Genomic DNA, 21,249 nt, shown 5'->3' on the forward strand with positions numbered 1-21,249 from the left:
CCCAGACCTTAAACTTCTTCAGAAAAGGTATTCCATCCCCAGATTGAAGGCAAGAGAATTTACTGATTCATCCCTTTTGATCAAACCCTGAAAGTATCTAAAGTTCAAAGTAATTTTACTAAAAAAACTATAACCAATTCCGGCTGCCAGTCCGGCGTCAAAAGTATCATAATTATCCAGAGACACTTCCTGGTCGCCATAAGGATTCTCTTTCACCTCTTCCTTTTGGTTGATCAGGAAACCAAATTGAGGACCTGTTTCTATAAATAATCTTGACATCTTAAACCGCAGCATGACCGGAAGATCAATTAACGTTTCAGTGCGGGTAGCCGTGTAAAGATTGGAGTCTGCTTCAGGGTCAATGAATCCATCTATTTCAATTCCAATATTTCGCTGAGAAAGTAAAACTTCGGGCTGGAGCTCCCATTTTTCAGAGAGAGAAAAATTAGCCAGGCCTCCTAAATAAAATCCGGTATTGAACTGATAGTCAATTCCCGGTCGACCATTTATTTCAACCCTATCCCACAAAGAAGAATGATTGGCTCCTGCTTTTATTCCCCAGTTAGTTTCATTTTCCTGGCCTTTTACATTTAGGATGGTACAAAATAGAGTGGTAAGAATAGCAACGAAAACTCTTTCCATAATTTGAAAGTTTTGAATTATTAGTTGCTGTAGGGAAGCCTTCAAAAGTAGAGATTAACTTTTTCTTAAGAAAAAGAAAATGCAAAGAACTTTTATAAAAGTAGAACTACAGTCATTTTACCTTTATCTGAACTTTTCAATGCTCTCTCAATCCTACGGGAACTTTGGGACCTGACCTCCCTGTTTTTGCGTTCGGGGTAGAAGCTCTTCTATGTTTTCTATTTATGTCAAAAAAAGAGAATATAAATTTCAGCATTTAATTGTAGTTTTATTTCATGATAAAAGCGTTAATCATAGACGATGAAATAAATGCCCAGAGTTTACTCGAAAAAACCCTGGAGAAGTATTTCCCCAACAAATTCAATATTGTAGAAAAATGCAATTCGGTAGACTCAGGCGTGCTGGCAATTAAAAAGTACGAACCTGAACTTGTCTTTTTAGACATACAGATGCCCGAAAAGAATGGATTCGAATTGTTCCGGTATTTCGAGGTGATCAACTTTGAAGTTATTTTTACCACAGCCTATAACCAATTCGCCATAAAGGCAATAAAGCGCAGCGCCCTGGATTATTTATTGAAACCTATCAATAAACTGGATCTGGCTGATGCTATTAAGAGGTTTGAGAACCGTAATAAACAGAGTTTTGCTCAAAAGAAATTGGCCTTATTACTGGAAAATCTGAATGTAAATGATCAAAATGTAAGTAAGATCGCCTTCCCCACGGTTGAAGGTTTCGAACTTATTCATTCAAACCAGGTCTTGTATTGCAAAGCTGAAAACAATTATTGTTGCATAAAGAAAATAGACGATCTTACTGTACTGGTAACGAAGACACTTAAACACGTCGAAGAGATCCTGCCGTTGGCTTCCTTCAAAAGAATACATAAGAGCTACGTGATCAATTTGAACTACGTAGTTCGATACAATAAGGTGAATAAGGAAGTTGAACTAACCAATGGAGAGAAACTTCCTGTTTCTTTTCGAAAAGAAGAAGATTTCATTAATGCCATTCTCCAAAACCATTAGACTTTTTCTTTTCTTTTTCTTGTGGACCTCAATTGGGTTCTCACAAAATTTCCCCGGAAGAAATTATACTGCAGCCAATGAGTTACCCAACAATTCTGTTAGGTCACTACTGGTTGATAGCAATAATATCTTATGGATTGGAACTGAAAATGGCGTGGTGAGAAAGGAAAATGATGTATTCAAATACTTTTTTGAAGAGGATGGATTGGCACTGAACAGTTGCTGGGCCATTGCCGAAGATGAAAACAAAAATTTGTGGTTCGGAAGTTATGGCGAAGGTGTCAGCATATATGACGGATATAGATTTCAGGTAATTTCCGAAGAGGACGGATTGGTTCATAATGAAATTACCAAACTGTTTTCTCATGGAAATAGGATGTATGTGGGGACCAGCAACGGAGTTTCAATAATCGATATAAATACACTTCGGGTAGAAAGTATGGATGTCCCTCCTGTTGACGGACTTTTTAGAGTACAAGGCTTCTTTCAATATGGAAAGAACATTTATGTTGTTGCCTATAACTACGGCAAGTCCGGCGTTTATAAGATCGCCCGGCAAAATGACAGAACCAGGCTGGTCAAGGTGTCCCACAAGAAATTCATCTATTCAGTGTTTATTGATAATGACAGTATTTACAGCAGCAGCAAAGGTTATGTCACAAAGACTAAGCTGAGCGAGTATGTAAGTAAGGAAGATTCTCTTTCATCAGAACGTTTTGGGAATACCATTATTTGGGATTATGTAAAGACCAGGGACCGGAAAATCTTTGCGGCAGCCTGGGGAATATATGAGAGTACCGGGGGAATTTTTGAAATAGCAAATGATCAACTGATCTCCAGGGCTTCAGACTTTAATGTTCCAAGCAATGAAGTAATTGCCTTAGCCTACGATCAAAAGTTTGAAAAACTTTATGTGGGCACCAAAGATGCCGGCTTATTTGAGATCAATTTAAACTCCAGGATAAAGTTCCAAAGGATTCCGGATACCAATGTTATCGGATTTGCGGAAGCTGAGCGTACTTCCGCAGTATTACTTGAGGATGCAATTATCATTAGAAAAGGTGACCGGGAAAAAGAAATTACGCAGGCCCAACTAAAGCAATGGGAAGTGAATTTTCTCAGGTCTACAAAATTACCACTGCCAAAACATGAGGATTCCTTTTATGAACTGGAGTATGCTACAAAGGCAAAAGACATCAGATTTTACGATATTAAAGTATCTCAAAATGTATACTGGGTAAATTCCAATATTGGTTTGTTTGCGATAAAAGAATCGGGGGAATTGGAGCGCTATCTGCCCTTGCATTCAGAAGAAATAAATTTCACGGCAACCGGGGATCTAATAGAAACCCATCCTTATGGGGGCGTGAGGCTATATAACGATCTCGAAAACTTTAAATACACTCATTTTGTACAGGAAGATCCCCAGACGCCTACTATGGTGGTCAACAGTGTGAGAAAGGACGACAAAACCTATTTTTTATCGGTGTTTTCCGGCCTTTACGTTTGGGAAAATAATAGATTCAAGTCGTATCTCGAGACCGGGACCTGGAAAGAAAAGAAATTAAGACACATTACGACCTTAGGAAATAACCTGGCCATTTCCAGTGAATTTGGGGATGTATTCATCCTAAATGACGAAGGTTCCTTCGAGGTCCTGAAGAAAATTCCACGGGCGAATATTCAGGGGAACTCTATTAGCTTTTTAAAGGAATACAAGGGCTCTTTAATTATTGGGACTGAAAAGGGGTTGACTGTCGTTAAAGATAACAGGGCGATATTTTTAAATGAGGAACAAGGCTTACAACAGCCTTTACTTGCTGCCCGGGTTGAACGAAATATTTTGCTCATTGGAAGTAATAACGGGTATTATACTATAGACCTGGATGAGGTGGGCGCTGCAAAGCCTTTGGTGGATCATATAAACCTGAAAGGAATTTTTGTCAACAATAACAAACTCCCTTTAGAAGCAGTTGGCAAGAAAGAAAAAATAGAATTGCCATACAATGAAAATACCGTGCTGCTAAGGTTCAGTACTAACGCGCATCCCTTTCCGCATAAGTTATCTTATCAATACCGGCTGAACGGCAATGATGAGTGGAGCCCGGCTTCTCCCAAACCCGAAATATTCTTACCCTTTTTACCGGCAGATAATTATGATGTGGATGTAAAAGTGCTGGATAAAAGCACCGGATTAAGTCATACCTCATCTCTTTTGAAGTTGTCTATTCTTCCTCCTTTTTGGAAAACCTGGTGGTTTATTCTATTGGCGGTAAGCTTACTCGTTATGGCAAGCTACAGTTTTTACAGATTCCAGATCACACAAACGAGGAACTTTGAAGAACAAAAAGGTCTCATCCAAAAACGCTTTGAAGAGACCAAGATGGAAGCATTACTGGCACAAATGAATCCGCATTTCATTTTTAACGCCATGAACTCCATTCAACACTATATCATGGACAGTGATATAGATAATGCTACCAGCTTTTTAGATGACTTTGCGCGACTGATCAGGCTGAATCTTGACCACTGTACCAAACCTACTATTTTACTGGTGGAGGAGATCGAGTATTTACAATCGTACATCCGAATTGAAAACACGCGATTTAATAATGCGATTAACGTGAATTTCGAAATAGATGATTCCATTGATCAGTATGATATTGAAATTCCCACGATGATCATTCAGACCTTTGTGGAGAATGTCTTTGTTCACGCTTTTCCTCCCGAAATCAGCGAACCCACTTTAAAAGTCGCTTTTAAACTGGTGGCAGAAGATGTTTTACAGTGCAGGATCGAAGACAATGGTGTTGGTTATTCAGAAAGGCCAAAGAATAATCTGCACAAATCTAAAGGAGTTATCCTTGTAAAAGAGAGGTTAGCCTTATTGGGGTATAATGTGGAAGAGGCAATTCAAATAATTTCCGCCAAGAATAAGGGAACCTCTGTGATCATAACCTTAGCTGTATAACGGTCACTAATAAAATCCATACGTTTACTAAATGGGAATTCTTCACAATAATTAAGCCTTTACATTTGGAACAAATTGGGGAAAGTAACAGTTTCTCAATAGAAGTTCCCGGAACGTATTATTTGTAGGGGATAATATTTTTCGGAACAGCTCGAACTGTTATCACTTTAATGTTAAAAGCAAAACCACTACTAACACCAGTTAGCTAGTGGTTTTTTTATTTTCATCTGTTTTCCCTGTCATTCTGAACAAAGCTTTAGTGAAGGGAAGAATCTAATAGGGATTAACTTCGTTGATTTTGAAAAATGATGTTGCACAGGAACCCACACAGCCTACGGCCGTGCCGTGTTTTTTGCTTTTTCTTCGTCTTTTCTTGTCATTCTTAACGGAGTTTTAGTGTAAAGAAGAATCTAATAAGGATTAACTTTGTTGATCCCGAAGGGGGGATCCGGTAAAGGAAAACCCGCACAGCCTACGGCCGTGCCGGTTTTTTTGCTTTTTCTTCGTCTTTCCCTGTCATTCTGAACGGAGCTTTAGTGTAGTGAAGAATCTAATAAGAATTAACTCCGTTGATCCCGAAGGGGGGATCCGGTAAAGGAAAACCCACACAGCCTACGGCCGTGCCGGTTTTTTGCTTTTTCTTCGTCCCTTTGGAGCAAGCTCCAGGAACTTCAAAAAAGCAAAAAACCCGCAACTTTCGTTGCGGGTTTTCCTTTGCGGAGAAAGAGGGATTCGAACCCCCGGAGGTGTGACCCTCAACAGTTTTCAAGACTGCCGCATTCGACCACTCTGCCATTTCTCCTTAGCGGATGCAAATATATAAAGCTTTTTTGAATTTAGAAGAAGAAATAAAAGTTTTTGAAGATTTTTTCGTCAGTTGATTTCACCCCAAATCCTATCCTCCTGAATGCCTGTTTCCTAAGAATCTTTCCGGAAAACATCCTGTTGCAGCAGCACCTCCCCAAACGAGATCTCTTCAGCGGCCAGCACCATTACAGTGGTGGGCATTCCTTTCAGCCGGACCTGCATATTTTGATAATATTCCTCGAAATTTTCATCGGGCTTGGCCAGTCCCATAAAGATCAGATCGGCGTTGGCAGAGGAGGTATGTAGAACCTCATCAAAACTTCGGCCTTCAGAAACAATAACTTCAAGACGGGCACCGGTGCGGAGTTTCTTGATGACCGCAGAAAGGTTTTTTCGGGCATCGGTGGCTGCTTTCTCGTCATGGACCAGGATCTTCAGAGTGACCCGGGCGTGGTACCAGGAAATACTGCTCCGCAGTAAATAAGCCAGGATCATAAGGAGTCCGCCGTTGCCCTTTAATCCACCCCACCAAAGATCGATCTTTTGTCTGTTTCCGAAGCCTTTTTCTTCATTCTCCCGAATGATGATCACGTTTCGATTCAATTCGTAAAAGCGGCTGATCATCGTACAATACTTTGATCTGATCGCCTCATTTTCACTATCTCCCAAAATAATAGTATTTGGAACAAGAGAACCGAGGCCGTAGGCTTTAACAAAATCTGCTGCCCCTTTAAAAGTATCGGTTGCGGTAATGACACGTGCGAACCCACGGGTGCTTCTGCGGGCAAGGAAATCCTGGATGTTCTGTTCCATTTTTTTCTCCCTCTCACTTGTAATGTGTTCACTGGTAAGCACAGTGGCCACTGTAAGTATTCCCCGGTTCAGAGTAATAGCAGAGGCAAAGTCTATGAGATGCCAACGTTTGGTAGGAGCTCCTGAAAGTACTAACGGATTAGGGCGCCAGGTCTTGGATTCCTTTTCCTGGTTGAGGTTGAGCAGTCCGGCTCTTATGAGTGCCATCCAGATTCCGCGGCGCACATCTCCCCAGGCGGTTTTCATCTCCCGGCTTTGCAGCCAAAGAAAAATGAGGATGATAAAAACAAAAGCAAGTCCGGTAGCCATGGCATTGATAAGGAACATCACTACCACACAACCGGCTGTCCCCAGCAGCGAAAATGCCCAGTGTACTTTAAAGGAAGGTCTAAAAGAAGGGCTGTTAAGTAAACGTTCTATTCCTGCGGAAGCATTTAAAACTCCGTAGGTGGTCAAAAAGAACATGGTAAGCACAGGGGCAATGATGTTCAGATTCCCCAGGTAGACGGCCAGGAGCGCAATTACCAGCGTAAAGATCGTTCCCAAGCGAGGGGAATCGTCTTTAGCGGCTCCTTTTCCCAGCCAGCTCAGCCAGCGTGGCAATACTCTGTCCCTAGCTAATGCCTGCAGGACCCGTGGTGCTCCTAAAATGCTGCCCACAGCACTGGATAGGGTAGCTCCCCAAATTCCGATCAAAATAGCATCTCCCCAATAGGCCATTTTTCTCATGATCATAGGATCTTCGATCAATGTAAGAGCGTTGGCCCGGTTAGCCAGGATAATTGGAAGTGCCATATAAATGATATAACCTACACCAATGGCAGCGAAAGTTCCGCGGGGAATAGAACGGGAAGGGTTTTTCAGGTCTCCGGACATATTCACGCCGGCCATAATTCCGGTAACTGCCGGAAAGAAAACAGCAAATACTACCCAAAAACTTTCCGAATGCCTTTCAGCAGCGCCCCACATTTCGATACTGGTCTCTTCAATGGGGCTCCCAAGGGCCAGGGAGGCCAGGGAGAGAGCAATTCCAAACATGATGAAATACTGCGCCCTTATAGCAACTTTGGCCGAGATCATGGCCAGAATGGCGACTCCCGTTGTGGTAAGAAGTCCTACAATTTTAAAATCCAGGGAGGGAAAAACACTCACCACACTTTCAGCAAAACCGACGGTGTAAAGGGCTACCGAAAGTGCGAGTGCGATGAATAACGGAATCCCAATTGCTCCCCCGGCTTCTATACCCAGGGAACGGCTGATCATGTAGTAAGCTCCGCCGGCCCTAACTTCCTGATCTGTGGCGATAGCCGCTACAGATAAAGCGGTTAGAAAAGTAATGGAGGTGGCAAGGGTAACAATGATCAACGTGCCCATCAGTCCTACATTCCCAACGACCCAACCAAATCGCAGGTACATAATAACACCCAGAATGGTGAGAATGGAAGGGGTGAAGACACCTCCAAAAGTTCCCAGTCCCGTCTTTACAGATGGAATTACTTGGCCGGTCTCTTTTCCGCTTTTTCTGAAAAAGTTTTTCATTGGCAATTTAAGGCAGGCAAATAGTGATCATGCAGGTTGTTCTTAGAGCAAAAAAAGATAGTAATTATAGGTCACAGGGAGAAGCTTTGAGAGTAAGTATTTCGGTTTGTCTACTTTGATTACTCAGAAATATCTCCAAAAGTACCAAAAACCTCATAAAATGCAGGATTTTAAGAGGTTTTTGACAGGACTAGTGTTAGAAGCTTCTTACATTTAGTTCATTCCGGAGCAAAGACATCAAAAAAACGCTTTTTTGACACCTTATTTTAATGACCAACAAGAAAAGAAGAACCTACCGAATATTTTATTCCCTCGAAGAACACCTCGAGGTTCCTATGTTCCTATTAGCACTGCTGTGGCTTTACCTTTTCATCAAAGAACTGGTATCCGGCCTTAGCAGTTTTGAAGAAAACCTCATTTATATCGTATGGGTGCTTTTCATACTGGAATTCGTGGTTAAATTGGTCGTTGCCCCCCGAAAAATGGAATTTTTGAAAGATAATTGGATCACGATCATAGCTCTTTTAGTACCGGCATTACGGGTTTTCAGATTATTCCGGGCAGTATCCCTCTTAAATTCAGTTCGGGTAGTAAATTCCACAAAGATCATCAGGGCGGTAACTTCCGGAAAAAGATTTTTTTCAGCATTACAGGAAGCGCAAGGTCCGGCACCTAAACCCGAGATCGATGTGGGGATTCTCATCGCGTACAGTAAACCTGAAAACCGGGAGGCATTGAAAGCATTTGTGCAGCAGTTGCAGCAGGACGTTTGTCCGCACCTGGAGGCGTCCACCAACATCCCGTGGAATTTTGATATTACTGATGAAGTGAGGCTGGAAAGCGATGTGACCATGCGACCATCTGATTTCCTGGATAGTGCGAGTCAGCGTATGGCGGAAGGGCCTTACGATCTTGTGACGGTAATTACCGACGTCGGGCTAATGTCCCGAAAGCACATTTTGGTGCCGGGGCTCAGTTCCTCTGTTAGCCGAACTCTTGTGATCTCGACACGAAAACTTACTACCACCGGAAGACGACAGGCCAATTTGGAGCTGACCGATCCAAAAGTACGGTTCAACAGCAGTGCATTGTTTCTGAATCTTACAGGCCAGATATTTGGACTTCCTGAAAAATCGGGAGCCAAAAAAGGCATTATGGGAATAAAAAATTTTGATGCTGATCTAAAAGCAATGCCAGAATATTCCTCTCCGGAAAAGGAGCGGTTGCGTAAAAAAGCACCGTCTTTACCTGACAGAGAACTGCGGGAAGGAACCTGGCTGGAAAGTTTCATTTTTCACCTGCTTATGACCCTGCGCCATCCGAAACAGCTATTCGTTCCGCTCTTCCGAAACCGGGCTTTGTTTTTACCTCTTTCTTTACCGGGACTTGCCACGGCAGCCGTGGCACCTGCGTTCATTCTCATTTTCACTGCCGAGATATGGGATGTGGGACTTGGAATGACCAATTTCACAGCCATTCTTTTCGCAGTTATAAGTGTACTGCTGGCCAGTTTTTACCTGGTGAGTATTCAATCCCTTTTTTTGCCGAGAAAGGAAAAAAGGATCCTTACTGAACACCTCGCGGTTGCGAACAGTGTTATTTACTGCAGTATATTTTTGGCTTGTGTAGGATTATTTCTATTGGTTGGATTTTTAATGCTGATCCTTGAATTCTACGTTTTTCCAGCAGATCTCATGCAAACCTGGCCCACTCTCGAAACAGGAACTATCGGACTGACCGAAAAAATACGGCTGGCTGTCTTCATCAGTACCGTTGGAGTTACCACAGGCGCCCTGGCAGGAGGTTTGGATAATAGGGCGGTTATCCAGCACCTGGCTCTTTTTCGTGACCGGCCCTAGTTTCTGAAGCTTTTTTCCGGAAGTGAGAAAAGGTGACAGCTTTTGACCGGTTCTATTTTTAATTTTACTACTTCAGAAAACAAAATCAATTAAAATGAACATACTTTACCTTCACGGCCTTGACAGCAAACTAAGTCCAGAAAAAAGACTCGTTCTGGAAAAATTCGGAAAGGTTTACGCACCAGACCTGGATTATTACACAGATGAAAATGCTATTCAAACCATTTTGAATTACTATCCCAATTTGGAGATAGATGTGGTTATGGGCAGCAGCATGGGAGGATTTGCGGGATACCACGTGGCTAATATCATTGATCGTCCCGCCTTACTTTTCAATCCTGCAGTCGCAAAACGATCGGTAAAACAACATATTCCGGATTTCGGGGAGAAGTTTAACAAGTTGAAACATATTGTGATAGGACAGATTGATGACGTGGTTGAACCGAAAGACACGCTTAATTTTTTACTTTCTCACTTTAATCCGGTGACAGATTTGCATCTTCACCTGGTTCCTGAACTTGGGCACAATATACCGGTGCCTTTTTTTGAGGAGGAGGTAACATCCTTCTTTTCAAAGCTTTAAAGAATTCTGCCGTTCAAATTATTTTTAAAATATTTCTTCAAAATGAGGAAAACCACATTTTTTCTACCTGCGTAAGTTTTATCTTTGAAGTACAATAAAGTAAAACAGGAATAAAATCCGTCAGGATTGTTCCAAAGAGGATCTAAAAATGTTTAAAAAGGTATTGGTAGCGGAAGATATGGACAGCGTGAATCATGCGGTGGCCAGTGTGTTGAAAGATTTGAACATACCCGAAGTACAACATGCGCAATATTGTGATCAGGCTCAATTGCTTGCTAAAAAAGCAATTCAGGAAGGAGCACCATTTGATCTTCTTATATGTGACCTTTCTTTCAAAAATGATCATCGTGAGGAAAAGATCACTTCCGGGCAGGAATTGATATCCATTCTCAAAAATGAGGATCCCAGTCTTAAAGTTTTGGTCAATAGTGTAGAGGACCATCCGCAGACCGTGCGATCAATGTGGAACTCGGGGAATATTGATGCCTATGTGTGTAAGGATCGCAACGGAATGAAAGATCTGAAATCTGCCATTTTAAGTGTTGCCGAAGGAGGCACTTATAATTCGCCTCGTATTCAGAACACTTTACAGCAGAAAAACCTGTTGATGCTTAATAATTTTGAGGTGCAGTTGCTTAGCGGGGTTGCTAACGGACTGACACAAAAACAAATTGAAGATAATTTTAAAAAGAAGAATATTTCCCCCAGCAGTAAAAGCGCGATTGAAAAACGGCTGAAAGAACTGCGGGAGGAATTTGGGGCCAATACAACCCCACACCTAATTGGGATCGTAAAAGATCTCAAACTGATTTAATAAATCAAAGACCGCTTCGGCGAAAGTTGGAACTTTTCGGAATGTAGGGTACCGGAGAAGGACAACAATAAGGCTGGAGCGGTTTGATTTATTTAGCCGGAAAATAACTTTCCATTTCCGGTATTCTTACTCAAAAGGATTTTAAAATTTACCTTTTTCAGCGCTATAATCAATTATTGATGCTGTAAAAAGACCATATTTTGCTGTGAGTTATCCATGATTTGCAGTGAAGCTTCAAAATTCATCCACTACATCTATAGCAGGAGTTTAATTCATAGTTGAGGGTTTTAATTACTAAAAGCATCATACTCACATCTTTTCACCCGGAAAACGGAGAAATCGGCTCTACTTTTATCATGTAAAACGTTTTATGTGTGTGTTGTAAATAAATATAAACTCTAAAATTTTGTGCTATGAAAACTCTTGTTATGTATGTCGTATTGTTGTTTTGGGCAGGTGTAAGCCAGGCCCAGGAGATCGAAGAACTTAAGGAAGCTAAAGTAGGTTTTGCCCCCCTTTCATCTGAGGTGGTTCGTGACGGAGACAGTTATTCCTTTAAAGTAAATGAAACTTATCAGGGACAATTTGAAAAAGATCCCATTGCTTTTATGGAAACCTATTTTGATATTGGAAATTTTATTAGCTCGGTAAAAGGAGAGGAATATGATTCCTACCTGGTGACCCTCAGGAGTAAAAAAGGGAATCTAAAAGCAGATTTTGACAAAGAAGGAAATCTTGTTAGAACCTCTGAGCGATTTAAAGATATCCTGCTTCCCGAGGAATTGAGAGATCAATTATTAAAAGATCACGAAGGATGGACTATGGTAAAAAACGTCCATGTGTCTACTGCCCGTGATGGTATTGTAAATAAAGATCTTTACCGTATCAAGCTTGAGAAAGGTGATCAGCGTAAGAATGTGAAGATCGACATGACCGCTGCGGAAGGAAGTATAGTGGTTAGTAATTGATCTTACAACAAAAGATGAGAACTGGCCAAACCACCGGGAACGATCCTGGTGGTTTTGCGTGTTCTACTGATTATGATTAATGCAGCTCTTTTAAATAAGAATACTAGTGGGATCTCAAAAATGGCTTTTTTTATATCTTTTCTGAAAGTTGATTTTTTCTGAAGAAAAAAGGCTCAAAATAGTTTAAATTGTAGTGGATTAACATTTTATCTATGAAAGCATTAGTGATCGACGATGAGGAACTCGCCCGAAAAAGGGTTCTCAACCTCCTGGAAGAGGTGCCCGAGATCGAAGTGCTGGGGGAATGCTCCAATGGCAAGACGGCCATTAAACAGATCAATGACCACAATCCCGATCTTATCTTTCTTGATATCAATATGAAAGATATGAATGGTTTTGAGGTACTGCAAAAAGTGGAAATATCTCCCAAGCCCATTGTGATCTTTGTTACGGCATATGACAATTATGCGAGCAGGGCCTTTGATGTAGATGCATTTGATTTTCTGCTGAAGCCTTTTAAGGACCAACGTTTTTTTAAGACCATCAATAAAGTTTTGAAGACCCCACGGAGTGAAGCTGACGGTATTTTTGAAAAACGGATAAAGGAATTGTTTCGTATCTATTCCGAAGAAGCCAGAAAGAAGACTCCACTGTCCAAGATTCCCGTAAAGCAGGGAAATAAGACCGCGCTAATAGCTCCTGCTGAGATCCTTTACATCCTGGCATCAGGGTATTATGCAGAGATCTATACAGCTTCCAAAAAACATGTGCTGCGGGAATCGTTGAATAACCTGATGGAAATTCTTGATGAAGACAGGTTTTTCAGGATTCACCGTTCAGCTATAGTGAACCTGGACCATGTAAAAGAGATCGTGCATTCCGAATTTTCGGAGATCGATGCCAAAATGAGTGATGACAAACTGCTGCACATCAGCAAATCGAACAAGAAAGAATTTCTGGAAAAAATAGGTATCTAAAATGGCATCTTTAAAGAAATATATTGATTACAAACTGGTCCTTCTGCTGGGAGGTTTCTACGCCCTTTTTGACCTGGTGTATATCGCCAAGGTAGCGTTTATGAGATATCATTTCCCGAGAGAAACCCCTGAATCGTGGGGAACTTTTTTGATTTACAATATATTGATCGACTGGTTAATTGTAGTGACCTATATGACCCTCATTGCTATTAGCACTAAACGGTTCTTATACAAAAACTATCGCTGGGAAAAGATCATTCTTATCCATACTGTTTTTTCTATTTTAATAGGATTGATAATCCGGCTCATCTTTGACCTCTTTTCCATTTTAACCGGCCAGATAGCCCTTGCTGATTATGAGCTGGAAGCCAGCATCTTCAGATTCATGTATGTGATAGACCTTAACTTTTTGATCTATTTTGCCATGGTCTTCATCATTTATACCTACTATTATGTGAAGCAGGTGAAGGAAGCTGAACAACAGCGGGGAATGCTGGAGACCCAATTGGTAAACACCCGTATGAAAATGCTATCGTCACAATTACAACCACATTTTTTATTCAATACCTTGAACAGCATTGCTGTCCTTGCAGACCTGGATAAGGAAAAAGCAAAGGACACGATTGCCGATCTCAGTGATTTTCTTCGGGAAATACTCTACAGCAGTGATGAAAATGAAATAACTCTTGAAAACGAATTGCGTACCCTGGAGTACTACCTTAATATTCTTAATGTACGCTTCTCAGATCACCTGAAGATCCGGCAGGAGGTTCCGAAACAGTTGCTCAACTTCAGGGTGCCGGCCCTGTTATTGCAGCCTCTCATTGAGAATTCCATTAAACATGGTTATTCGTATGATCACACAGATCTTGAGGTGGTCATTAAAGTACTTAAAACAAATGAACACCTAAAGATCATCGTAGAGAATAATGGGCAGTCGTTGACAAAGGACCACAAGGAACTAATGGAAAATGGAGTTGGGTTGTCCAATATCAATGACCGGCTTCACAATCTCTACGGGAACAATTATTTCTTTGAAATTCGGAACAAAGTTCCCGGACCTGGTGTAGAGACGGTTATCCAGATCCCCTTTAGATAGACCATTTAGAGATCGCTATTTTGTCCTGTTATTTAGATCAGCCAAAGACCTATTAAAAAGATAGAAGATCCTGTCACCAACATGATGAGGGTGTACGGAAGGATCTCTCTGGCCTTTAAGCGGGTAATAGCCAGCAGCGGTAAGGCCCAGAAGGGCTGCAGCATATTGGTGATCTGATCTCCATAGGCAAAAGCCATGATCGCCTTGTTCAAAGGCACTCCAAGTTCCAGGGCAGACTGTAATACTACCGGCCCCTGGATGGCCCACTGGCCACCGCCGCTGGGCACAAAAATGTTGACCAGTCCGGCACTAAAAAAGGTGAAAATAGGCAGCGTTTGTTCAGTGGCAATTTCAGAAAAGAAAAGGGCGATCTGGTTTACCATACCGGTATCTTTCATGATCCCCATGATCCCAAAATACAACGGGAACTGAATTAGAATTGCACCGGCACCAATGATGGCTTCATCAAGGGCATCTAAAAATGACACAAAAGAACCGTGGAAAAGTATGCACAGTCCCAGCATGAGAAAGTTCAACATATTGGGAGTGAGATTTCCTTTTATCAGTTCTCCGTAATAACTTGCGAAAAAAGCTGCTAACAGCAGGAAACCAAAAAACAGTGCAAGTATTTTGGAATGATCCAGCTTCTCGGCACCTGTAATAACTTTCGATTTTTTGAAATTTTTTGTAACAGTAAGATCAGGGATCGAGATGGGTGTTTTTCTTGAGACCAGGTAGAGTACCAGTGGTATCACGATCAAAAGTATTCCGAAGAGCAGCAAATTCCAGGAGGAGAAAATTGTCGTTTCAGCAGAGATCTGCTCCGGTAATCTGGACAAGATCTCTTCATTTTCCACACCCGAAAAAAGACTGGCCAAATGCCCTTTTTCAGCAGCTTTTAACGGAGCACTTCCGCTAATTCCTCCGTGCCAGACCATCAATCCCACGTAACCGGCAGCTCCTATCAACGGATAATTTATGGAAAACCCGCGTTCTTTTGCAGCTTCGGCCACCTTTCGAGCCATGATAGCTCCAAAAATGAGTCCCAGCCCCCAGTTAAAAAAGGCCACTAACATGGTGGAAACAGAGACAATGAGGACGGCACTGGTATTACCTTTTACCACCGATGTTAGTTTTGCTGTGAGACGGGCGACAGGTCTGCTTAGAACAAGTATATGCCCCAAAACCAGAATAAGCATCATTTGAACCGCAAAAACGAGTAGCGCGGGTTCCCACATCCCGGTTTGCCAGGCAGTTAGAATAGTAATGGCGCCATCTGTACTGCTGTTGCCTGTAAAAAAGAAGGCAAGCAGCATAGTTAATAGGGTAAGTAATACAGCCAGGGTAAATGGGGCCGGAATCAGTTTTTTGAAGGTCTTTTCAATAAATGCAGCAGAGTTCATAACTCAAATATCCTGAATTTTTTGAGATAATAAAGTCGGCTAAGTATTTTCGCAGAATGGGATGAAGAAACTATTGGATCCTGTGATCTAAATATCTTCGGAAACAATTGCAGCCCCTTCTTTAGAACCACCGGTTTTTGTACTTTCCGAAGCATTAAACAATTCGAAAATGAGCACTACCAATCCGGAATTATTTACTCCTTTAAGCATACGATCTGTAACCTTGAAGAACCGCATCGCGGTTTCTCCCATGTGCATGTACAGCAGCGAAGATGGTTTCGCCAATAACTGGCACCTGGTGCACTTGGGAACAAGGGCAGTGGGTGGAGCAGGTCTGGTAATATCTGAGGCTACGGCCGTTTCTCCAGAAGCTCGAATAAGTCCTGACGATCTCGGGATCTGGAAAGATGAGCATATCGAAAAATTGAAGGAGATCACTGCTTTTATAGCAGAGCAGGGGAGTGTGCCGGGGATACAGTTAGCTCACGCCGGACGCAAAGCTTCCACCAGCAGCTCCTGGAAAGGAGGTAAATATTTGAGTCTGCAGGAGGGCGGCTGGCATCCTGTGGCTCCGAGCGCCATTCCTTTTAATGAAGAAAACCCGGCGCCTCTTGAATTGGATGCGGCCGGAATAGATAAGATAATTTCCGATTTTAAAGCCGCGGCAAAGAGATCCTTAAAAGCGGGTTTTAAGGTGATAGAATTACATGCTGCCCATGGATATTTGTTTCACGAATTCCTGTCGCTGTTAAGTAATAAGCGAAGTGATAACTATGGAGGTTCCTTTGAAAACAGGAGCAGGCTGTTACTTGAAGTAGTTAAGGCAGTGCGTGAGGAGTGGTCCGAAGAGCTTCCGCTTTTCGTTCGGATTTCAGCCACAGACTGGGTGGAAGGCGGCTGGAATGAAGAAGAGTCGGTGCGTCTCGCTAAATTACTCAAAGAAAATGAGGTAGATCTCATCGATTGCTCTTCGGGCGGATTAGTTCCAAATGCGGTCATCCCGGTGGAAAAAGGCTACCAGGTGGGCTTTTCAGAAAAGATCAGAAAGGAATCGGGAATTATGACCGGAGCGGTCGGTTTAATCACAGAAGCTGACCAGGCCGAAGCTATTCTGAAAAAAGAACAGGCAGACTTGATCTTTATGGCACGGGAATTTCTGCGGAGACCCTATTTTCCGCTGGAGGCTGCTGCACAGCTGGGAACTGAAATAAAATGGCCGGTACAGTACCAGAGGGCAAAGCCGAAAGGTTCAAGGTAAATATCTTCCGAAGAAAAACCCTAGAGGATAATAGCATCGACAATACCACCAACTACAGCTAAAATTATAGCTAACCATAGAGATGGTAAAAATCCTACCGTTCTGAAATCTTTACTTAATTTATCTGCCAGCTCGATTATGATGGCATAAGCAATGATTCGGGTTATGAATCCTAATCCCAGGAAGTAAAAGATCCCTAAGGTCGCGACATTGAGGATGAGAGTAAGTAGCCAGCTGAGAAAGAAGCTTAAAAGACCAATTATTAAAGCCACTATTATGGCTGTTTTATAGCCTTTGAGCTCGACTTTGGGCATCAGGCTGGCGGCGGCCAGCAATATCACCGAATCAATGAGGATGTGAAAAAGCCAGACAAGCATATCTCTTATTGTTTTTCGGTTTTACTAATGCTCTTTGCCTTTTCTTTAAGCTCATTCACATTTACTGGATACGGATTTTCTTTCAGGACCTTAGCCATGTGTACCAGGTTGTGAACCATGAGGTACATGGTGCGGTTAGTGAAAAAGTGTTTATCACCTTCTGCTTCGATATAAGATGGGCCCGGCCCTGCTTTACCCACGTAATAGGTGAAGGCATTGATAGGCACAGTGAATCCGTGTTCTGAAAGATCTAAAAGTATACTGGAAATTGCTTTTTTGGCTCCGTCTTCATTGCCATCAACCATGACTCCTGCTACCTTGTTAAAAGTGGGATATTGACCCGTCTTTTCATCGGCTTCATTCCATATTCCGTCAAAGCGTTCCGCAATTAATTTTTCCACAGCACTTCGATCGCCGCGCCAGATGGGGGTGGCAATGATCATTATATCACTGTTTTTCACCTTCTGAAGGATCTTCGGCCATTCATCTCCATTTCCTTCGTCTGAAGAATTTCCGAATTTCACATCATGATCTACCACCCGAACCACTTCGGTCTGCACGTCGAGTTCGTGAAAGATACGTTCTGCATTTTTTATAAAGGCGCGGGTATTGGAGGTTTCAGGAGATTTTTTGAGAGTGCAATTCAGGAAAATGGCTTTTAAAGACATGTTTTATGATTATTTGAGTTGGTTAATTTTCATTCAAGTTACTTGCTTTAACAGCTGTTTCAAAAGAGATTAAGAAAGCATTAGGCGAGTTTTTCTGAAAATTTAACGGTTTTTGAAGCTCCTGCTCCTTCTCGCGTTAACACAATGCTAATCCTTTAAAAATCAGGCGTAAATCCTTTATCTTGTAAGGAAACGATACTGAAAAACAACAATTATGAGATCTATTTGGAACGGCTCCATCAGTTTTGGATTGGTAACAATTCCCATAAAAATGTATTCCGGAAGTGAAGACCGGAAGCTGGAACTGGACATGCTCGATAAAAATGACCACGCTCGCATCAGGTATAAACGTGTAAATGAAAGGACCGGGGAAGAAGTGGAATATAAGGATATCGTAAAAGGCTATAAACAGGATGACACTTATATAGTGCTGGATAAGGAGGATTTTGATAAAGCCAACATGAAGAAATCGAAGACTATTGACATTGAGGAATTCATTGAGGAAGAAGAAGTGGCCGATGTGCTATTTAAAAAGCCGTATTTCCTGGAGCCTCAAAAGGATGGTGAAAAATCATATAATCTACTAAAAGAAGCCCTGAAAGAAACCGGGAAACTGGGCGTGGCAACCTTTGTAATGCGAGCAAAAGAAAATCTCAGCCTGATCGGGGTTTACAAGGACGCATTGGTGCTGCACGTGATAAGGTTTGCTGATGAAATAAGGGACCCTGCAGATCTCAAATTACCTGATACTAAAGTTTCTAAAAAAGAGGTGGATATGGCCAAAAGCCTGATCGAACAGTACACCGAAAAGTTTGATTTCGAAAAATATAAAGACATCTACAACGAGCAGCTTATGAAGATCATCAAGGCGAAATCTTCAGGTAAGAAAACTAAGGTCGAGAAATTCGAGGCTGAAGCTACTCCTGCAAAAGACCTGATGGCACAACTCAAAGCCAGCCTGGAGAAAAAGAAGAAAAAGAGCAAAGCTTCCTAAATGGGACTTGACGAATACATTCGAAAAAGGAATTTTAAGAACACTCCCGAACCGGAAGGGGAATATGATAAAAAAACAGGTCACCTGCGCTTCGTGATCCAGCGTCACCGGGCTACGCGCTTGCATTATGACCTACGGCTTGAAATGGAAGGGGTGCTTAAGAGTTGGGCTGTTCCCAAAGGTCCTTCCATGAATCCCGATGACAAAAGACTGGCCATTCAAACCGAAGATCATCCCATCAAATATTTGACCTTCCACGGTACTATCCCCAAAGGAAACTATGGGGCAGGGGAGATGAGTATCTGGGATGAAGGCACCTATTCACCTGCGGGTGGAGGTGATGAAAAGGACCTGCTGCAGATGTTCCAAAAAGGGGATCTTAAAATAGAATTTTTCGGCACCAAGGTGCGGGGGACTTTTGCCCTGGTACATACCCGCAGAGGCGGAGGAAAGGATAATCAATGGTTGCTCATTAAAAAGAAGGATGAACATTCCACAGATCTTGACTATGACGCCGAAAATCTGAGTGACCACGCGACAGCCGAAAAGGTAAAAAAGCTGAAAGTAACCGAACTGGTGAAGCCGATGCTGGCCACTAAAGCTCCCGAGATCTTCAATAAAGCCAATTGGATCTATGAACTCAAATGGGATGGCTACCGTGCGTTGGCCAATATCCAAAACGGAAAAGTTGACCTCTACTCCCGCAACGGAATTTCCTATAAGAATAAGTTCGCTTCTCTCTATCACAGCCTTCAGGGAATTCCGCATGACGTTATTCTCGATGGAGAGGTTGTGGTGCTGGACAAGAAAGGGAAACCGCAGTTTCAGAAGCTTCAGAATTACCAGAATGATCCTTCGGGAGAATTGCGATATTACGTTTTTGATCTTCTCTATCTGAACGGGCATAACATCATGCATCTACCACTCCTGGAGCGTAAAAGCCTTATTCCGGATGTTATTGAAGATATTCCGCAGGTGTATTATTGTGATCATGTAGAAAGCATTGGGAAGACCTTTTTTAAGAAGGCAATAGATTCGGGGATGGAAGGGGTGATAGCCAAACAGGCCGATTCCCCGTACATTCCCGGGAGCCGCAGTGACAAATGGCTTAAAATTAAAGCTTTTGAGAGTCAGGAGGCGCTCATCTGCGGATATACGGATTCTGACAGTGCTGCTCCTTTCGGATCGCTCATTTTAGGAATGCACCGCAATGACGAGTTGGTTTACATCGGTAACTGCGGAACTGGTTTTAGCGCAGCAGACAGGAAGGATCTGCATAAGCAGTTTCAACCTTTGATCACCGAAGAAGTTCCATTTAAAAAGAAACCGAACCTCAAGGGCCGGAAAGCTACCTGGCTGGAACCGGAACTGATCTGTGAAGTGAATTTTTCGGAATGGACAAAATCGGGAACTATGAGGCATCCATCTTTTAAAGGCCTTCGGATTGATAAAATTCCGTCAGAGATCGAAAAAGAAAAGGTGGCAAAAGTGCCAAAACAGAAGCCTGCTTTTAAAAAATCGGGAGATTTCCTGGAGATCGACGGGATACAGGTTCCTGTGAGCAATTTGGAAAAAGTTTATTGGCCGGAATCGGGCTACACCAAATTTGATCTCATCCAGTATTACCTGGAAATAGCTGACTATATTTTGCCCTTTTTGAAGGACAGACCGGAGAACCTGCACCGGCACCCCAACGGCATTGCAGAAGAGGGATTCTATCAGAAGGATACCGCAGGAATATTTCCGCATTGGCTGGATACGGTGAAGATCTTTTCAAAGCACAACAAAAAGGAACTTGAATATATTCTTTGTCAGAAGGAAGCGAGTCTTATTTACCTGGCGAATCTGGGCTGTATAGAACTGAATCCGTGGAATTCCCGCAAAGACAGTTTACTGAATCCTGATTATACGGTTATTGATATTGATCCTTCTGAAAAGACCACTTTTGAGGAGGTAATTGAGGTTGCACAGGCGGCGAAAGCTATACTCGATAAAGCAGGGATCGAGGGATTTCCAAAAACTTCAGGCTCCAGTGGATTGCACATCTACATTCCTCTTGGAGCTAAATATAACTATGACGAAGCCAGAGATTTCACCAAGATACTCTGCTATTTTATAAAAGACCTGCTTCCGGACCTTACCAGCATGGAGCGGAACGTAAAGAAAAGAAAAGGAAAGATCTATCTCGATTTCCTGCAGAATAGAAAGGGTCAGACTCTTGCTGCACCTTATTGCGCCCGGCCAAAACCCGGTGCCACGGTCTCAGCTCCCCTGGAATGGAACGAGGTGAAACCCGGGCTGGATATGAAGGAATATAACATCAAAACCATGCCCTCCCGAATAAAGAAAAGACCTGAGCTATTTCTGCCCGTCCTTCAAAAAGGCATTGATATTCAGGAAGCAATAGAGAAGCTTTTGGGATAATGCTTTCTGTATGACCTTCAGAAGG

16 protein-coding genes and 1 tRNA gene are annotated in these 21,249 nt (G+C 42.3%); 11 read left to right on the forward strand and 6 right to left on the reverse strand.

Annotated features, from left to right (window positions below):
- Positions 1–18: 18 nt before the first annotated feature.
- Positions 19–642, reverse strand: coding sequence for a porin family protein (locus tag ACNORC_RS10800; protein WP_418335651.1), 624 nt, complete (start codon positions 640–642; stop codon positions 19–21).
- Between the two features lie 275 nt (positions 643–917).
- On the opposite strand from ACNORC_RS10800, the gene ACNORC_RS10805 reads away from it, so the two are divergent.
- Together ACNORC_RS10805 and ACNORC_RS10810 are read left to right on the forward strand one after the other, a co-directional pair.
- Entirely contained in the window at positions 918–1,670 is a 753-nt protein-coding gene (locus ACNORC_RS10805; protein WP_418335652.1) for a LytR/AlgR family response regulator transcription factor, read from the forward strand.
- Positions 1,648–4,641 (forward strand): sensor histidine kinase, encoded by a 2,994-nt coding sequence (locus ACNORC_RS10810; RefSeq protein WP_418335653.1) that lies wholly within the window; start codon positions 1,648–1,650, stop codon positions 4,639–4,641. Before ACNORC_RS10805 ends, ACNORC_RS10810 begins: the two co-directional genes overlap by 23 nt.
- A gap of 717 nt (positions 4,642–5,358) precedes the next feature.
- On the opposite strand, the gene ACNORC_RS10815 is transcribed toward ACNORC_RS10810, so the two are convergent.
- Both ACNORC_RS10815 and ACNORC_RS10820 read right to left on the reverse strand, forming a co-directional pair.
- Positions 5,359–5,443 (reverse strand) — tRNA-Ser (locus ACNORC_RS10815).
- Between the two features lie 116 nt (positions 5,444–5,559).
- Positions 5,560–7,800 (reverse strand): APC family permease, encoded by a 2,241-nt coding sequence (locus ACNORC_RS10820; RefSeq protein WP_418335654.1) that lies wholly within the window; start codon positions 7,798–7,800, stop codon positions 5,560–5,562.
- 269 nt (positions 7,801–8,069) lie between these two features.
- Between ACNORC_RS10820 and ACNORC_RS10825 the strand changes: the two genes are divergently transcribed.
- The 6 genes from ACNORC_RS10825 (at position 8,070) to ACNORC_RS10850 (ending at position 14,100) form a co-directional block, all read left to right on the forward strand.
- The gene (locus ACNORC_RS10825; protein ID WP_418335655.1) at positions 8,070–9,659 is read left to right on the forward strand and encodes a hypothetical protein; all 1,590 of its coding nucleotides are present in this window, start codon (positions 8,070–8,072) and stop codon (positions 9,657–9,659) included.
- A 94-nt stretch (positions 9,660–9,753) separates the two neighbouring features.
- Positions 9,754–10,242 carry a YqiA/YcfP family alpha/beta fold hydrolase gene (locus ACNORC_RS10830; protein WP_418335656.1) on the forward strand — a complete coding sequence of 163 codons (489 nt, stop codon included), beginning with the start codon at positions 9,754–9,756 and terminating at the stop codon, positions 10,240–10,242.
- Between the two features lie 148 nt (positions 10,243–10,390).
- Complete coding sequence (locus ACNORC_RS10835; protein WP_418335657.1) at positions 10,391–11,056, forward strand: DNA-binding response regulator; 666 nt, start codon at positions 10,391–10,393, stop codon at positions 11,054–11,056.
- 413 nt (positions 11,057–11,469) lie between these two features.
- Positions 11,470–12,024 carry a hypothetical protein gene (locus ACNORC_RS10840; RefSeq protein WP_418335658.1) on the forward strand — a complete coding sequence of 185 codons (555 nt, stop codon included), beginning with the start codon at positions 11,470–11,472 and terminating at the stop codon, positions 12,022–12,024.
- Positions 12,025–12,236: 212 nt separating this feature from the next.
- Complete coding sequence (locus tag ACNORC_RS10845; protein WP_418335659.1) at positions 12,237–13,001, forward strand: LytR/AlgR family response regulator transcription factor; 765 nt, start codon at positions 12,237–12,239, stop codon at positions 12,999–13,001.
- Position 13,002: 1 nt separating this feature from the next.
- The gene (locus ACNORC_RS10850) at positions 13,003–14,100 is read left to right on the forward strand and encodes a sensor histidine kinase (RefSeq protein WP_418335660.1); all 1,098 of its coding nucleotides are present in this window, start codon (positions 13,003–13,005) and stop codon (positions 14,098–14,100) included.
- Positions 14,101–14,132: 32 nt separating this feature from the next.
- Here ACNORC_RS10850 and ACNORC_RS10855 read toward each other — a convergent pair whose 3' ends face one another.
- Positions 14,133–15,503 (reverse strand): short-chain fatty acid transporter, encoded by a 1,371-nt coding sequence (locus ACNORC_RS10855; protein WP_418335661.1) that lies wholly within the window; start codon positions 15,501–15,503, stop codon positions 14,133–14,135.
- A gap of 169 nt (positions 15,504–15,672) precedes the next feature.
- On the opposite strand from ACNORC_RS10855, the gene namA reads away from it, so the two are divergent.
- Positions 15,673–16,761 (forward strand): NADPH dehydrogenase NamA, encoded by a 1,089-nt coding sequence (namA, locus tag ACNORC_RS10860; RefSeq protein WP_418335663.1) that lies wholly within the window; start codon positions 15,673–15,675, stop codon positions 16,759–16,761.
- 20 nt (positions 16,762–16,781) lie between these two features.
- Here the strand turns inward: namA and ACNORC_RS10865 are convergent, their stop codons facing one another.
- The gene (locus tag ACNORC_RS10865; RefSeq protein ID WP_418335664.1) at positions 16,782–17,138 is read right to left on the reverse strand and encodes a phage holin family protein; all 357 of its coding nucleotides are present in this window, start codon (positions 17,136–17,138) and stop codon (positions 16,782–16,784) included.
- A gap of 5 nt (positions 17,139–17,143) precedes the next feature.
- A complete protein-coding gene (locus ACNORC_RS10870; RefSeq protein ID WP_418335665.1) occupies positions 17,144–17,806 on the reverse strand; it encodes a flavodoxin family protein in 663 nt (220 codons plus the stop codon).
- Positions 17,807–18,020: 214 nt separating this feature from the next.
- Between ACNORC_RS10870 and ku the strand changes: the two genes are divergently transcribed.
- Both ku and ligD read left to right on the forward strand, forming a co-directional pair.
- The gene (gene ku / locus ACNORC_RS10875) at positions 18,021–18,800 is read left to right on the forward strand and encodes a non-homologous end joining protein Ku (RefSeq protein WP_418335666.1); all 780 of its coding nucleotides are present in this window, start codon (positions 18,021–18,023) and stop codon (positions 18,798–18,800) included.
- Entirely contained in the window at positions 18,801–21,224 is a 2,424-nt protein-coding gene (gene ligD / locus ACNORC_RS10880) for a DNA ligase D (protein ID WP_418335667.1), read from the forward strand.
- Positions 21,225–21,249 lie beyond the last annotated feature (25 nt).

This window comes from Salinimicrobium soli, assembly GCF_048323655.1.
GTDB lineage: Bacteria > Bacteroidota > Bacteroidia > Flavobacteriales > Flavobacteriaceae > Salinimicrobium > Salinimicrobium soli.